A 14,750-nucleotide genomic window follows, 5' to 3' on the forward strand; every position below is an offset into this window, starting at 1 on the left:
GAACAATTGCGGAAAACGTACATCGTAGCAGATGGCAAGACCGAGCCGCGCAAAAGGCAGATCGATCACGACCGTATCAGCGCCCGGCGCATAGACAGCGGACTCGCGCCAGCTCTCGCCATTGTCGAGATCGACATCGAACATGTGGATCTTGTCATAGCGTGTGAGAATATTGCCGTCCGGCCCGAAGAGAAACGCGCGATTGGCAATCTTGCCATCGTCACGGGCAATCGCAGTCGATCCTATATGAAGATGAATTCCGTGCTTGGCCGCTAGCTCCGAAGCCGTGCGAACGATGATATCGTCGCTCTCACTTTTTAAAACGCTGGCAAGTGCCTTGCGATCGCGCTGGAGTGAACCCGTCATTTCCGGTGTCTGGACGTAGACGGCACCCTGATGGGCAGCATCGGCAACATACGTCGCAAGATCGGCGGCATTGGCTTGCGGGTCTGTGCCCGAGCGCATCTGGATGGCGGCAGCGCGAAATGAACTCATATCATCGTCCTCAAGCGAGTTCGCCGGTCTTCAACAATGTGTCAAGACGGCCCTGATTTTCCAGCGCATACAGATCATCGCAACCACCGACATGGGCTTCGCCGATGAAGATTTGCGGAAATGTAGTGCGCCCATTGGAGCGCGCCAGCATTTCCTGACGGACGGCGGGCTCGATCGAGGCATTGTGCTCGGTAAAAGCAACGCCTTTTTTGGACAAAAGGCTTTTGGCGGCTGTACAATAACCACAACCGTTACGCGTATAGATTGTTACATCAACCATTCGAAAGCTCCGTTTGCCTTTCTATATAGGCATCAAAACTTCAGGCGAAAAGACCTGTTTTTTGCGCATAAGTAGTGTCAGAGAGACAATTCTTTTGATAACACCCGGCCGAAAGTCAGAACATCGACGCTTATCGCGCCGCCTCGCAGCAAGGCGCGGGCGGCGGCTTTGACGGTCGCGCCAGTTGTATAGACGTCGTCGATCAGGAGCACATTGCGGCCGCGCACCTTGATTTCCTGCGTCACGGGCACCTTGAACGCACCGCGCACATTGGCGACACGCTCATTCAGGCCGAGGCCCACTTGCTGTTTCGTCTGTTTAATGCGTTCAAGCGCATCCGGATCGAATGCCTTGCCGCTCGACCGCGCCAGATGCCGGGCAAGTTCGGCGGATTGGTTGAACCGGCGAAACCAGAAACGCCGCGCGTGCAGCGGGACCGGCACGATAATATCGCAATCATCCAGCAATTCGCCACCCGCACGCACCATCCAGCGGGCCATCCATGGCCCGAGGTCAGTGCGATCATTATATTTGAGCCGGTGCACCAGATCGCGGATGACACCTTCGTGCACGGCRACGGAACGGGCGCGACGGAACGGAGGCGGTTCGGCGATCGCCTCTGCAGAGAGAATTTCAGCGCCGAGATCATGACTGAAGGGGATGCCAAGCACCGGACAATAGGGCTTCTCGATGAAACGCACCTTCGACCAGCATTGACCGCACAGTGAGCCTGGCTCGGCGACATGCTTGTCACAGCCGGCACAAACCGGCGGGAACAGCAGTCCAAACAACCCATCGGTTGCGCTGCGTGCGAAGAGACTTATCGTTGCTCCGATTGTTTTCCCGCTGGTTTTCATTGCAATTCGTTCCAAGGCGACGCATCTACGCCCCAACTATACAGACATCAGAGAAATCCGGAATGGATCGGCATCAGGTCTTCGATCGAAATTTATTGCTGGCGAGGCGTTTGCGCGCCTTGCGGCAGCATGGAAATTCTGCGGATTTCCTGCTTGCGCGCGCTTGCGAAGATCTGGAAGAGCGCCTGTCCGCCGTTGAACGTCAATTCGACGTTGCCGTGGATCTGGCAAGCCACACGGGTCTCGCCGCGCGCGCAATCCAACGATCCGGCAAGGCCGCGACGATCGTGCGTGTCGAGCACGCGCGGCAGTTTCTCGACAATACGTTTCCTGCAGTGGTCGCCGATGAGGAGATCCTGCCGCTAAAACCGGCAAGCATTGACCTTATTGTGTCACTGCTATCCCTGCATCTCACCAACGACACGCCGGGCACTCTCCTGCAAATCCGTCGCGCGCTGAAACCTGATGGTCTGTTCCTCGGTGCGATGGCCGGCGAGAATACCCTGGCGGAACTGCGCGAATGCCTGCTGGCGGCTGAGAGCGAGATTTATGGCGGTGCCTCTCCCCGGGTTGTGCCCTTTGCCGATGTCCGCGGTGTCGGCGGCCTGTTGCAGCGCGCGGGTTTTACCCTGCCCGTCACCGATATGGAGACCTATACGGTGCGCTACGGCTCGGCCTTCGCCCTGATGCGCGACCTGCGCGCCATGGGCATGCAGAATATCCTCATCGGACGATCGCGCCGGCCATTGACGCGGCATTATTTCATGCGGGTTGCGGAGATTTATGCGGAACGCTTCACCGATCCCGACGGCCGAATCAGGGCGACGTTCTCGTTCATCTGGATGTCAGGCTGGGCTGCGCACGAATCGCAGCAGAAGCCGTTGAAGCCCGGCTCCGCCAAGGCATCGCTTGCCGATTTTCTCAAGGATGTCGAGAAGAAATAGCGCTAACAGTCGCCGATCTTTGAGCCATCGCTGTTCAATATACAAACCGCCTTGGGTGAAGACTGCAATACACTCCGGCGAATGGTATAGGTGGACGTGGTTATCGGTTCGGGCTTCTTGATCGATCCGGTCTGGATCTCATCGATGGAACGGCTGGTCGAATAATCGACGACAGCCTGCGAACCGCGATCAGCAAGCGGCGCAATGATCAGAGCCAGCGCAACGGCTGCCGAACCGAACAGCAATGTGATCCGCAGGATGCCTCCGGCTGCACCCGAAAGAGCGCTCGGTTGCAACAGTTCATCATCGAGATAGTCGTTCTTACGCCCCATGCCCCACCTGAAATACGCGTCAAGATTAACTAAAAGTCGCTCAATCAGGTGAAGGATCAATTAAGCATCAGAGTTAACGCGGCAAGAATACAGTCTGGGGTTGCGAAAAGTTAGAGAAGATCGACAAGGAACGGGATGAGCGGGATATCTGCAGGCGGCATTGGATAGTCGCGCATATCCTTCGGCCGTACCCATTTGAGAACCTGTCCTTCTATCCCGCGCGGTATTCCCTCATAGCGCCGGCATATGAACAATGGCATCAGCAGATGGAAGGTTTCATAGGTGTGGCTGGCAAAGGTCAGCGGCGCCAGGCAAGCCGGTTTGACAATGATGCCGAGTTCTTCGTGCAGTTCGCGGATCAGGCTTTCTTCCGGCGTTTCGCCCGGATCGACCTTGCCGCCCGGAAACTCCCAGAGGCCGGCGAGCGATTTGCCTTCCGGACGTTGCGTCAGCAACACCCGGCCATCCGCGTCGACCAGCGCACAGGCCGTCACGAGAAGGATCGGGTGTTCGCTCATGTCCCTGGCGCCTGCCTGTAAGCATAGCGATAAGCTTCATTGAAGCCCATCTGCTCGTAGAGCGCGACGGCGCCCGTGTTGGCTACYTCGACCTGTAACCACGCCTTCTTCGCGCCGTGCTGCAGGGCCCATTTCAATGCCGATTTGATAATCGTGCGACCGAGGCCCACGCGGCGCCGATTTGCCGCCGTTCCAATGTTGAATAGACCAGCCAGTGCTCCATCCTGCACACATATCGCCGTCGACACCGGGACGGCGCCCTCTTCGATGACGAACAAGCCCTTGGATGGGCGAATAGCATTGATAACTTCGAAAAGGCCAGGTTTCAGCGCGGCGTTGTCTCCCTGCACCTGCAAGGCAGCATCGATGAACCGGCCTATATCCTTGAGCGGAATTTGATCGATCGCGTCCGAAAGATCGACATTTGCCAGATCGACGACCATGACCATGGATTCATCAAACCGTGCCCAGCCAAGCTCTTCAAGGTAATGATCGAGCGCTTCCGGCGCGAGCGGCGACTGGCGGAAAATCGGCGGCCTGCCATAGGCGCGAAACCGTTGTGCAGCACGTGCCACTCGCTGTTCGAGATTGTCGGTATCACCGGGATCGAGCGGATTGACCGAGTTCAAACGCTTCGAAGGGTGGCTGGCCGTCATGCGAATCGCCCAGCTTCCATCATAGTGCACCGACGATGCGGGCCAGGACCGGAAACCGACCGCCTCAAACTGTCTGATTTGGGCTAACTGCATGCATGATCCCTATTAAAGCCCAAGCGAAAATTCGTCAGGACGCGGCGAAAATGGTGATTTTCGAGCACCGAAGAGCAGCGTACATTTGGGTACGTGAGCATCGGAGCGCAGAAAAAACGCCATTTGCAGCCCGTCATGGCGAATTTTCGTTGGGCTTTCAGCTGCGATAATCGCCATTGATCGCCACATATTCCTTGGTCAGATCACAGGTCCAGACAGTCGCCTTGCCTTTGCCGAGACCGATGTCGACACGGATCTTGATATCGTCATTCTTCATATAGGCGGAGGTCGCATCTTCCGAATAGTCCGGATCGCGCTCGCCTTCGCGGGCCACGCGGATATCCCCGAACCAGATCGCCAGCCGGTCGCGGTCCGCCGGTTCGCCCGCCTTGCCGACAGCCATGACGATGCGGCCCCAATTGGCGTCTTCGCCAGCAGCGGCGGTCTTGACCAGCGGCGAATTGGCAATCGACAGCGCAATGCGCTTGGCAGAGCGCGCGGAGGTCGCACCCGTTACGCTGATTTCGAGCATCTTGCGTGCGCCCTCGCCGTCGCGCACCACTTGCAGCGCGAGATCCTTCAGAACGCGGTCAAGCGCTTTGGCGAAAGGCTTGAGGCGCTTGTCCTTGAGCTTCGTAACAGGCGCAGCGCCACGCTCGGCAGCCGATCCGGTAGCGAAAAGCAGCAAGGTGTCGGATGTCGATGTATCGCTGTCGACGGTCACGGAATTGAAACTCTTGCCAACGGATTTCGACAGGAGCTTCTGCAGCACATCGGCCGCAATCGGTGCATCGGTGGCTACGAAAGACAGCATCGTGGCCATATCCGGCGCGATCATGCCAGCACCTTTGGCGATGCCATTGATTGTCACCGGCACACGGCCCAGCAGTACTGTTTCGGTTGCGACCTTGGGAAACGTATCGGTCGTCATGATGGCGCTCGCGGCATCTTGCCAGCGCTCGGCAACGGCATTCTTCGTCATGTCCGTCAAAAGATGGCTGAATTTACCCGCATCGAGCGGCTCACCGATCACGCCAGTCGAGGCAAGAAAAATCTGGTGAGGCTTGCAACCCACAGCCTTTGCGGCAGCTGCAGCTGTCAACTTGGCCGACTCGCGACCCTTTTTCCCGGTAAAGGCATTGGCATTGCCGGAATTGACAACGACGGCCCGCGCCGTGCCGCCCTCAAGACTTGTACGGCAGTAATCCACGGCTGCCGAAGGGCATTTGGACCGTGTGAATACACCGGCCACCGCCGTTGGCCGATCGAATACGATGAGCAAAACGTCTGTCCGGCCCTTGTATTTGATACCGGCTTCAGCTGTGGCGATCTTTACCCCGTGAATTTCCGGCATGGTCGGATAATGTTTCGGAGCCAGCGGAGAGACGGATGTGGACATCGGCTACCTCGAGAAGCGCTTTTTTTGACAGGTCATAAACTATCGAAGGAAGACCCGGCGACTTGCACCGGGTCTTGTATTGTTACTGCTGGGCTTCGGTTGCAGCCTTGATCGCCGCTTCCGTTGCCGGATCGGTATATTCGATCTTCAGATCGCCGCGGTCCTTCTTCACGAGCTCCATGTACTTCTCGCGAATGAGGATCGATTTCACCTGGTCCTTGACCTGGTCGAACGCAGGCGGCTGCTGGGTACGCTTGTCTTCGAGCTTGATCACATGGAAGCCGAACTGGGTCTGTACGGGTTCTTTGGTGTACTGGCCGACTTCCAGCGCATTGGCTGCCTTGTCAAATTCCGGCACCATCTGCCCTGGTCCGAAGTAACCGAGGTCGCCGCCCTGGGCAGCTGAGCCGTCCGTCGATTTCTCCTTGGCAACGTCTTCGAATTTTGCTCCGCCATCGAGCTGCTTGATGATGGCTTCGGCTTCCTCCTTGGTCTTCACCAGAATGTGACGGGCGCGGACCTCATTTTGTGGCGGCATCGCTGCTATTTCCTTATCGTAGCGAGCGCGAATGTCAGCGTCGGTGATCTTGTCGACGACCTGCTGCTTGAAGTAGTCATTGTGCAGGGCGCGGTCCTTCAGAAACTCGAGACGAGCCTGGAACTCAGGGGTCTGGTCAAGCTTTTCGGCTTCAGCCTTCGCTGCAAGTGACTTGATGTCGATAATGGCAGCCAGAGCGGCCAAACGCCGCTGATCGTCAGGCAGCTTGGCAAATTGCGGATCGAGGTCCGCAGAAATCTGGTCTACATCCTTGTTTGTGATCTTGCTGCCGTTGATCGTTGCGAGCACTTTATCGGGATCAGCCTTGGCTGTGTCCGCCTGTGCAGCATCTGGTTTGGCAGGTTCCGTTTTACCGGCTTCCTGGGCCATTGCCACAGAAGATATACCGGTCAAAAGTGCAGCGACAGTCATTAATGAAAGGGTTTTACGCAATTGGTTCATGGGTCAATTTCTCCTTGGGAGGACCGGTACGGGCTATGAATACGGCAGAATTTTGCCATGAGGCTGCGATCGATCGCTTGTTGCTTCAACATTGACATCATTCGTGCCCCCTCTTATCTGTCCATCGGCTTTGCGTCCAGATAGCTTGGCAACAGATAGACTTATACCTTGGGCTTGGTGTCCGTATTGTATCAGGCGTCTTGAATGTCAGGCTTTGGATGCCTCAAAATGCCACAGTTGCTGGCAAAACGTATTATAGAGAGGACCAGGGATGGTCAGTTTCGGCGGCCTCGCCCGCAAGATTTTCGGCTCCTCGAATGAGCGCCGCGTCCGCAGCTTCAAACCCCGCGTTGACCAGATCAATGCGCTTGAGGCAGAAATCTCGTCGCTTACCGACGAAGAGCTCAAGGCAAAAACCGCGGAATTTCGCGAAAAGCTCGCCAATGGCACCAAGCTCGACGATCTCCTTGTTCCGGCCTTTGCCGTGGCACGTGAAGCTGCCAAGCGCGTTCTTGGCATGCGCCCCTTCGACGTCCAGCTGATCGGCGGCATGGTCCTTCACAATGGCGGCATTTCCGAGATGCGCACCGGCGAAGGCAAAACGCTTGTCGCTACCCTGCCGGTCTATCTGAATGCGCTGGAAGGCAAAGGCGTTCATGTCGTCACTGTGAACGACTACCTCGCCACCCGCGATGCGCACTGGATGGGTCAGATCTATAACTTCCTTGGCCTGACATATGGCATCATCGTGCACGGTCTCGATGATGAAGAGCGCGCCAAGGCCTATAATGCCGATATCACCTACGCTACCAACAATGAACTCGGCTTCGATTACCTGCGCGACAATATGAAATATGAGCGCGCCCAGATGGTGCAGCGCCCGCATAACTACGCGATTGTCGACGAAGTGGATTCGATCCTCGTCGATGAAGCGCGCACGCCGCTGATCATTTCCGGCCCGCTGGATGACCGGTCCGATTTCTACAATCTCATCGATGCGTTCATCAAACCATTGAACCCCGAAGACTATGAGATCGACGAGAAGCAGAAGACGGCGATCTTTACCGAGGAGGGCACCGAGAAGCTTGAAAACCTCCTGAGGGAAGCCGGTCATCTCAAGGGTGAAGGGCTTTACGATATCGAGAACGTTGCTGTCGTGCACCACGTCAACAACGCGTTGCGAGCGCACAAGCTTTTCCAGAAGGACAAGGACTACATCGTTCGCAATGACGAAATCGTCATCATCGATGAGTTCACCGGCCGCATGATGCCGGGCCGCCGCTTCTCGGAAGGCTTGCACCAGGCACTGGAAGCCAAAGAGCATGTGACGATCCAGCCGGAAAACCAGACGCTGGCCTCGATCACCTTCCAGAACTATTTCCGCATGTACAAGAAGCTCGCCGGCATGACGGGTACAGCTTCCACTGAAGCGGAAGAATTCGGCAATATCTACGGTCTCGAAGTAACGGAAATTCCGACCAATCTTCCCGTGCAGCGTCTCGACGAGGACGACGAGGTCTACCGGACAGTCGAGGAAAAATATAAGGCGATCGTTCGCGATATTCGTGAAGCCACGGCCAAGGGCCAGCCTATCCTCGTTGGCACCACGTCGATCGAGAAATCCGAGCAATTGGCTGAACGCCTGCGCAAGGAAGGCTTCAAGGACTTCCAGGTCTTGAATGCCCGCTACCATGAACAGGAAGCCCATATCGTCGCGCAAGCCGGTGTTCCAGGTGCCATCACCATCGCCACCAACATGGCAGGTCGCGGTACTGATATTCAGCTTGGCGGCAATCTGGAAATGCGCATAGCGCGCGAACTCGACGATATGGCCGAGGGCGACGAGCGTAAGACAAAAGAAGCCGCGATCCGCGCCGACATTGCCAAGCTCAAGGAAAAGGCACTTGCAGCCGGCGGGCTTTACGTTCTTGCGACCGAACGCCATGAAAGCCGCCGCATCGACAATCAGTTGCGTGGCCGTTCAGGCCGCCAGGGCGATCCCGGCCGTTCGAAGTTCTTCCTGTCGCTGCAAGACGATCTGATGCGGATTTTCGGTTCCGAACGCATGGATGGCATGCTGCAGAAGCTTGGTCTCAAGGAAGACGAAGCCATCGTCCATCCCTGGATCAACAAGGCGCTGGAAAAAGCGCAGAAGAAGGTCGAGGCGCGCAACTTCGATATCCGCAAGAACCTTCTGAAATATGATGACGTGATGAATGATCAGCGCAAGGTGATCTTCGAACAACGCATCGAATTGATGGACAGCACCGATCTCAGCCAGACCACCAGGGAAATGCGCGAGGATGTGGTGGACGATCTGCTCGCGCGCTACACGCCCGAAGGCGCTTACGCGGAACAATGGAAGATCGCCGAGCTCGACGAGGATGTGCGCAATGTTCTCAATCTCAATCTGCCGATCACCGAATGGGCCCTCGAAGACGGCATTACGCCGGACGATATCCGGGAACGCCTGACGGAAGCCGTTGAGAAGGCCGCCGCCGATCGTGCCGAGCGCTTTGGTCCGGAAATCATGGCCTATGTCGAGAAGTCTGTCATTCTCCAGACCCTTGATGCCCTGTGGCGCGAACATCTGGTCAATCTCGACCATCTTCGCTCGGTCGTCGGCTTCCGCGGTTACGCCCAGCGCGACCCGCTTAATGAGTACAAGAGCGAGGGCTTCGAACTCTTCCAGACGCTGCTGGCCAATTTGCGCCAGAACGTCACGAGCCAGCTGATGCGCGTCGAACTCGTACGCGAAGCCGCAAGCGCGCCCGAGCCGGAATTGCCGGTGATGGAAGCGCATCACCTCGATGGCCTCACGGGTGAGGACGATTTCGGTGGCGGCAGTGTTCTTGCAGTACAGCAGGATCTGCGTGTCGTTGATCCCAAGGATCGCGATCCGAATAACCCGCAGACGTGGGGCAAGGTTGGCCGTAACGAGGCCTGCCCCTGCGGCTCGGGCAAGAAATACAAGCACTGTCACGGTGCCTTCGTCTGATGAACTCAAAGGCCGCGCTCAAACGCGGCCTTTTCTCTTGTTCCAACAGCACAAGCCGTTGACTTTCCGAACCGTTTCTAAACGTTTAGGCAGTAAGCGTCTTGCATTGGAAACGAGTGGAGCTGCCCTTGCGAATTTCTGCGGTCAAAGCTGCAGACCGGTTTTTGCCGGATAAACTGTCAAAGCAGCTTCTTCCGTGGCTCGTCCGCCTCGATCAGCTGTTTGACGGTTCAATGGAGCACGCCGCTGCGCAGCGCGTGTCACTGATCGCCTTTTCCATCCGTATTATCAGCGCTGCCATCGCACTCGTCTCGCAGGTCATCTTCGCGCGCTGGATGGGGCAGTTCGAATACGGCATTTTCGTCCTTGTCTGGGTAACGGTGGTTATTCTCGGGAACCTCTCCTGTCTGGGTTTCCAGACCAGCGTCATCCGCTTCGTACCGGAATATCTGGAACACCGGCAGCTTGATCACCTGCGCGGTATCTTGTTCACCAGCAAGATATTCGCGCTCGGCCTTACGACCTGCATCGCGATCATCGGCGCTGCCGGGGTCTACTTCTTACGCGATGCGATCGAATCCTATTACGTCGCGCCATTCATCATCGGCTTCATCTGCCTGCCGATGATTGCGCTTGGCGATACGCTGGACGGAACCGCACGGTCTCGATCCTGGGCATTGGTCGCATTGACGCCAACCTACATCATCCGTCCAATTCTCACTCTTGTCATTATGACCATCGCCCATGTGGCCGGCTTCGCGCCGACAGCAGTGGCGGCAGTGATATCGGCGATTATTGCAACCTATATGACGTCTCTGGTGCAATTAGCGGTCGTCAGTCACAGGTTTAGAGAGGTTGTGTCGCCGGGCCCGAAGGCGATCCGTTTTGGCGAATGGTTTGCGGTCTCGCTACCGATCTTTCTCGTCGAAGGGTTCTTCTTCCTTTTGACCAATGCTGACGTCCTGATGGTCGGCCGCTATATGGACCCGGACAAGGTCGCCACCTATTTCGCGACGGTCAAATTGCTCGCATTGGTCCATTTCGTCTATTTCTCAGTCAAAGCCGGTGCTGCCCAGCGTTATTCCGAGCTGATGCATACCCATGACCATGACCAGCTTGCGCAATTCGCCAGCGATACGGCGCGCTGGACCTTCTGGCCTTCACTGGCGATGGCGGTCATCCTTCTCGTTCTCGGCAAGCCGCTGCTCCTGCTCTTCGGCGCCCAGTTTACCGATGGTTATCCGCTGTTGTTCATTCTGGTGATCGGTGTCGTCGCCCGCGCTTCGGTCGGCCCGGCGGAAAGCCTCCTCAACATGGCCGGCAAGCAGAAAATTTGCGCCATGGTCTATGCGGTCACACTGATTGTTAATATCTGTCTCAGCATTGTATTGATACCGGCGTACGGCCTTGCCGGTGCCGCTTTTGCGACTGCATTCTCGATGGTGTTTGAAGCGGTGACGCTGGCGCTGACTGTTTACAATCGTCTGAACATTACGATGTTCGTTTTTGCGGGCAGGACAGGCGCTGCCAAGGAAGAAGTCTGATGGCAGCCATACCGCTTCTCGAAGAACTTGCCGGAGGCCCGTCCTCGCAGATCCTCTCCCAGCTCTCGGGCTTCGAATCGCACGAGGCAACCAAGCAGCTTGAGGAGACCCTCGGCACGCGTGCCGTTCCACGCAAGCTTTCTGTCTATTCTGCCTCCGCCGGTTTCGAACTACTCGATGAACTCGAATATCTGACGTATCGCACCGTCGAACCGAACATCTTCTTCAACCCGCGTTTCCTCGCCCCGGCAATGCCACGCCTCGACGACCGGCAGGTTCGCTTCATGGTCATGCGCGACGAGAACGATGTGAAGAGCCGTCTGCGCTTCCTCATGCCCTATACCATCGAGCGGCCGGGATTCAATGTGACGGCTTCCATCATCCGCGCCTGGGCTACGCCCTTCGGGCCGCAGGGCACGCCGTTGATCGACCGGGACGATCCCGTTGGCGTACTCAATGACCTGTTCGACATGCTGGGGCGCAAGCACCTCAAATTCCCAGAGATTCTGGTTTTGCCGGACATATTGCTGAACCGCACCGCGGCACAGCTGATCCGCTCCATCGCGCTGGACCGCAATCTTACAATGGTGACAGTCAATCAGGTCGAACGCCCCTTCCTTGAAAGCGCCAAGGAAGGCGAAGAGTACTTGCGTGATGCCATCGGCGCCAAGCACGCCAAGGAATATCGCCGGCTGTGGCGCCGCCTCGCCGACAAGGGCAAGCTGACCTATACCGTCAGCCGCAGCGAAGAAGATATCCGCGTGCGGCTGGAGGATTTCCTCGTGCTCGAAGCCAGCGGCTGGAAAGGTCAGCGCGGTTCGGCCATGGCGGTCGATCGTTTCCGTGCTGCCTTTGCCCGCGAGGCGGTCAACAACCTCGCGACCCGCGATCTCGCCCGCATCCACACGCTCGAACTTGACGGCAAAACCATCGCCGTCCTGGTGGTCTTTGTCGAAGCCGGCGAAGCGTGGACATGGAAAACCGCCTATGACGAAAGCCTCGCGGCCTATTCGCCCGGCGTTCTCCTGATGATCGAGATGCTGAAAAACCATCTGGACGATCCGAACATCGACCGGACGGATTCCTGCGCCGTACCCGACCATCCTGTCGCATCGCGCCTGTTCACGGAGCGCGAACCGATTGGCACGCTGGTGATCGGGCTGACACCTGCCGCTGACCGCGCAGCACGGCAGGCAGCTTCACAGCTTCACCTCTACCGGCGCACGCAGAATATCGCGCGTCTCGTCCGCGAACGCCTGCGGAATTTGACGGGCCGGAAGTAACAAAACTAAACCACGAAAAATTTGCAGAGCTCATAACAAGCATTGGCTACCTATAGGAATAAGCTTGGACGCCAATAAATCCATTGGAGAGTTCGTGGCCAATTCTGTCAAACTCATGGGCGGTACTTTCCCTTCTACTTACCGACAGGCTATTCGATGCCATAGACAAGTGCATAAATCGACAGGTGGTCGTCGCTTTCTCCACTGTGTTCTGCTCTGGCCCATTATGCGATTTCCGACGAATATCAAAAACGTTGTGTGAAGGGTTCCCAAGATTTGGGCAACGTAATCGATCTTATGTTGCTTTAGAGCCATCATCTTGAAGCCTCTCATCAAGCTTTGGGGCTGATTGCTACGTCCTTCGAGAGACTATGTGAATAGTTCCACGACATTCTTGTCGCCTGGAAATGTTGACAAGTCCGCCGATTACTCCTTCGCCGAATCTCGCCAAGCCCGCTCGAACGGCAGACGCCAGGCATGAGGCGCGATGAGCTGGTGGATCGATTTCGGCCCCCAGCCGCCCTGATCATAGAGGCGCACCGGCGGCGGGTTTTCCAAGAGGGGTTGCGAGATCTCCCAAAGCCGCTCTATACCCTCGGCGGTGGTAAACAGCGTGTGATCGCCACGCATGGCGTCGAGGATTAGGCGCTCGTAGGCCTCGAGCACTTCGCCGATCAGACCGGTTTCGCTCATTGCGAACTGCAACGACAGCTTGTCGAGCCTGAAGCCTGGGCCGGGCCGCTTGCCATAGAAGGACAGCGAGACCTTCGAGGCATCCGCAAGGTCGAACGTGAGGTGGTCCGGCCCTTGCGCCCCAACGCCCGAGCCGGCCGGGAACATCGATTTGGGTGGCTCTCGGAAGGCGATCGAGATGATGCGCTGGCCCTCCGCAAGGCGTTTTCCCGTGCGCAGGAAGAAGGGCACGCCCGCCCAGCGCCAATTGTCGATGGCACATTTGAGGGCGATGAATGTATCGGTGTCGCTCTCCGGATCAACTCCCGGCTCCTTGCGGTAGCCGATGTATTGGCCGCGCACAACATTGCGTGGCTCAATCGGCAGCATGGAGCGGAACACTTTGTTCTTTTCCTCCGAGATCGGCGCCGGCTCCAAGGCCGTGGGCGGCTCCATCGCCATAAAGGCTAGGATCTGAAAGAGGTGGGTCACCACCATGTCGCGATAGGCGCCCGTCGTCTCGTAGAAGGCCGCGCGAGTGGAAAGCCCCAGCGTCTCCGGAACGTCGATCTGCACATGGTTTATGAAGTTGCGGTTCCAGATTGGCTCGAAAAGCCCGTTGGCGAAGCGGAAAGCGAGGATGTTCTGCGCCGGTTCCTTGCCGAGGAAGTGGTCGATACGGAAAATCTGCTTTTCGTGGAAAACCTCGTGCAGTCTCTTGTTCAGTTCCATCGCACTGGCAAGGTCCGTGCCGAACGGCTTTTCCATAATGATGCGGCAACCCTCAACGAGTTTCGCCTCAGCAAGGAGCTGCACGGCCGAAAGCGCCGCCCTCGGCGGCACGGAGAGATAATGCACGCGCCGCGTTTCCGGCCCAAGCGCCTCCTCTGCCCTGTTCACCGCTTCCTTCAGCAAGTCCGCGCCGGCAGAAAGCGAGACATAGTCAAGCGATGAGGAGAAATCTTCCCATTCGGTCTCGGTGAATTTGCGGGTCAGGAACGTGCTGAGCGACTCGCGTGCGATGGCGCGGAAACCGTCGGCATCGATCTCATCAAGCGAGACACCGACGATGCGGCACCCGGGGATAAAGCCAGCCTTAATAAGATGGAACAGGCCCGGCAGCAGCTTGCGTCGGGAGAGATCGCCCGTTGCACCGAAGAGGACGACGACCTGCGGATAGCCGGGTCCGACCCGAGTGAAATTCTTTTGCACAGTGCCCGTTCCACTTTCTGCTGTTGCCCAGCCCTGCACCTGCGCGGCAGGCTGCCCTGATGCTTTGAGGCCCCGCAGCATGCCTCACCCATCGAAGGCTGAATAGAGACATGAATTACCCAGTCGATCAAGGATTTACGGGTCTCTCCATCCCTCAGGCGCTCAATCAATCCGGAGCAGGGGCGCGATAGCGAATCGCGCCACGGCCAAGACAATCGACGGAAGCCACGGTTCCGTGCCCACCAACTAGCGAAACACCACCAGCGACTTCGACACCGCTCGTCGGTGCGCCCCAAACTCGGCTGCACGACCGTTATCGGCGCAACGCGCGTTGTACTGGGTCATGTCAGCTTGCAGTACCAGCGATCGGTGGCTCGATGACAATTATGCCGGCGCGAAGCGGAGGTCGGCCACTCAGGCGAAGGGCTAGGAACCGGGTTCGGTGAGGAAGGGCATGATGTCCACGC

At 57.3% G+C, this 14,750-nt stretch carries 13 protein-coding genes; 4 read left to right on the forward strand and 9 right to left on the reverse strand.

All coding sequences use genetic code 11. The features are described from left to right. The 3 genes from ACXJ5O_RS06740 to ACXJ5O_RS06750 all read right to left on the reverse strand — a co-directional run. A partial coding sequence (locus ACXJ5O_RS06740) for a nitrilase-related carbon-nitrogen hydrolase (protein WP_457299213.1) occupies positions 1-495 on the reverse strand: 495 nt, incomplete at its 3' end. Positions 496-505: 10 nt separating this feature from the next. After that, positions 506-775 (reverse strand): glutaredoxin 3, encoded by a 270-nt coding sequence (gene grxC / locus ACXJ5O_RS06745; RefSeq protein ID WP_457299214.1) that lies wholly within the window; start codon positions 773-775, stop codon positions 506-508. A 77-nt stretch (positions 776-852) separates the two neighbouring features. After that, positions 853-1,632: a ComF family protein gene (locus ACXJ5O_RS06750; RefSeq protein ID WP_457299215.1), complete on the reverse strand. Its 780-nt coding sequence runs from the start codon at positions 1,630-1,632 to the stop codon at positions 853-855. Between the two features lie 62 nt (positions 1,633-1,694). Here ACXJ5O_RS06750 and ACXJ5O_RS06755 point away from each other — a divergent pair, with 62 nt between their 5' ends. Further along, positions 1,695-2,576, forward strand: coding sequence for a methyltransferase domain-containing protein (locus ACXJ5O_RS06755; protein ID WP_457299216.1), 882 nt, complete (start codon positions 1,695-1,697; stop codon positions 2,574-2,576). A gap of 2 nt (positions 2,577-2,578) precedes the next feature. Here ACXJ5O_RS06755 and ACXJ5O_RS06760 read toward each other — a convergent pair whose 3' ends face one another. The 5 genes from ACXJ5O_RS06760 to ACXJ5O_RS06780 all read right to left on the reverse strand — a co-directional run bounded on the left by ACXJ5O_RS06760 (position 2,579) and on the right by ACXJ5O_RS06780 (position 6,574). Then, positions 2,579-2,908, reverse strand: a complete 330-nt coding sequence (locus tag ACXJ5O_RS06760; protein WP_112532261.1) for a hypothetical protein — start codon at positions 2,906-2,908, stop codon at positions 2,579-2,581. Positions 2,909-3,018: 110 nt separating this feature from the next. Beyond that, a complete protein-coding gene (locus ACXJ5O_RS06765) occupies positions 3,019-3,426 on the reverse strand; it encodes a (deoxy)nucleoside triphosphate pyrophosphohydrolase (protein WP_457299217.1) in 408 nt (135 codons plus the stop codon). Beyond that, positions 3,423-4,175 carry a GNAT family N-acetyltransferase gene (locus ACXJ5O_RS06770; RefSeq protein ID WP_457299218.1) on the reverse strand — a complete coding sequence of 251 codons (753 nt, stop codon included), beginning with the start codon at positions 4,173-4,175 and terminating at the stop codon, positions 3,423-3,425. The genes ACXJ5O_RS06765 and ACXJ5O_RS06770 overlap by 4 nt, the downstream gene beginning before the upstream one ends. A 157-nt stretch (positions 4,176-4,332) precedes the next feature. Then, positions 4,333-5,574, reverse strand: a complete 1,242-nt coding sequence (argJ, locus tag ACXJ5O_RS06775) for a bifunctional glutamate N-acetyltransferase/amino-acid acetyltransferase ArgJ (protein ID WP_457299219.1) — start codon at positions 5,572-5,574, stop codon at positions 4,333-4,335. Between the two features lie 82 nt (positions 5,575-5,656). Next, the gene (locus ACXJ5O_RS06780) at positions 5,657-6,574 is read right to left on the reverse strand and encodes a peptidylprolyl isomerase (RefSeq protein ID WP_209999568.1); all 918 of its coding nucleotides are present in this window, start codon (positions 6,572-6,574) and stop codon (positions 5,657-5,659) included. Positions 6,575-6,845: 271 nt separating this feature from the next. On the opposite strand from ACXJ5O_RS06780, the gene secA reads away from it, so the two are divergent. The 3 genes from secA (at position 6,846) to bspF (ending at position 12,399) form a co-directional block, all read left to right on the forward strand. Then, a complete protein-coding gene (secA, locus tag ACXJ5O_RS06785) occupies positions 6,846-9,572 on the forward strand; it encodes a preprotein translocase subunit SecA (RefSeq protein ID WP_457299220.1) in 2,727 nt (908 codons plus the stop codon). A gap of 128 nt (positions 9,573-9,700) precedes the next feature. Continuing rightward, complete coding sequence (locus ACXJ5O_RS06790; protein WP_457299221.1) at positions 9,701-11,116, forward strand: lipopolysaccharide biosynthesis protein; 1,416 nt, start codon at positions 9,701-9,703, stop codon at positions 11,114-11,116. Further along, a complete protein-coding gene (gene bspF, locus ACXJ5O_RS06795; RefSeq protein WP_457299222.1) occupies positions 11,116-12,399 on the forward strand; it encodes a type IV secretion system effector crotonyl transferase BspF in 1,284 nt (427 codons plus the stop codon). Before ACXJ5O_RS06790 ends, bspF begins: the two co-directional genes overlap by 1 nt. A 426-nt stretch (positions 12,400-12,825) precedes the next feature. Here the strand turns inward: bspF and zwf are convergent, their stop codons facing one another. Continuing rightward, positions 12,826-14,364: a glucose-6-phosphate dehydrogenase gene (gene zwf, locus ACXJ5O_RS06800; protein WP_457299223.1), complete on the reverse strand. Its 1,539-nt coding sequence runs from the start codon at positions 14,362-14,364 to the stop codon at positions 12,826-12,828. Positions 14,365-14,750 lie beyond the last annotated feature (386 nt).

Source organism: Phyllobacterium sp. P5_D12 (genome assembly GCF_054049495.1).

Coding starts and splice junctions, on each gene's coding strand:
- ACXJ5O_RS06765 (WP_457299217.1), bottom strand. CDS start 3,426: ATGAGCGAACACCCGATCCTTCTCGTGACGGCCTGTGCGCTGGTCGAC.
- argJ (WP_457299219.1), bottom strand. CDS start 5,574: ATGTCCACATCCGTCTCTCCGCTGGCTCCGAAACATTATCCGACCATG.
- ACXJ5O_RS06760 (WP_112532261.1), bottom strand. CDS start 2,908: ATGGGGCGTAAGAACGACTATCTCGATGATGAACTGTTGCAACCGAGC.
- bspF (WP_457299222.1), top strand. CDS start 11,116: ATGGCAGCCATACCGCTTCTCGAAGAACTTGCCGGAGGCCCGTCCTCG.
- grxC (WP_457299214.1), bottom strand. CDS start 775: ATGGTTGATGTAACAATCTATACGCGTAACGGTTGTGGTTATTGTACA.
- zwf (WP_457299223.1), bottom strand. CDS start 14,364: ATGCTGCGGGGCCTCAAAGCATCAGGGCAGCCTGCCGCGCAGGTGCAG.
- secA (WP_457299220.1), top strand. CDS start 6,846: ATGGTCAGTTTCGGCGGCCTCGCCCGCAAGATTTTCGGCTCCTCGAAT.
- ACXJ5O_RS06755 (WP_457299216.1), top strand. CDS start 1,695: ATGGATCGGCATCAGGTCTTCGATCGAAATTTATTGCTGGCGAGGCGT.
- ACXJ5O_RS06780 (WP_209999568.1), bottom strand. CDS start 6,574: ATGAACCAATTGCGTAAAACCCTTTCATTAATGACTGTCGCTGCACTT.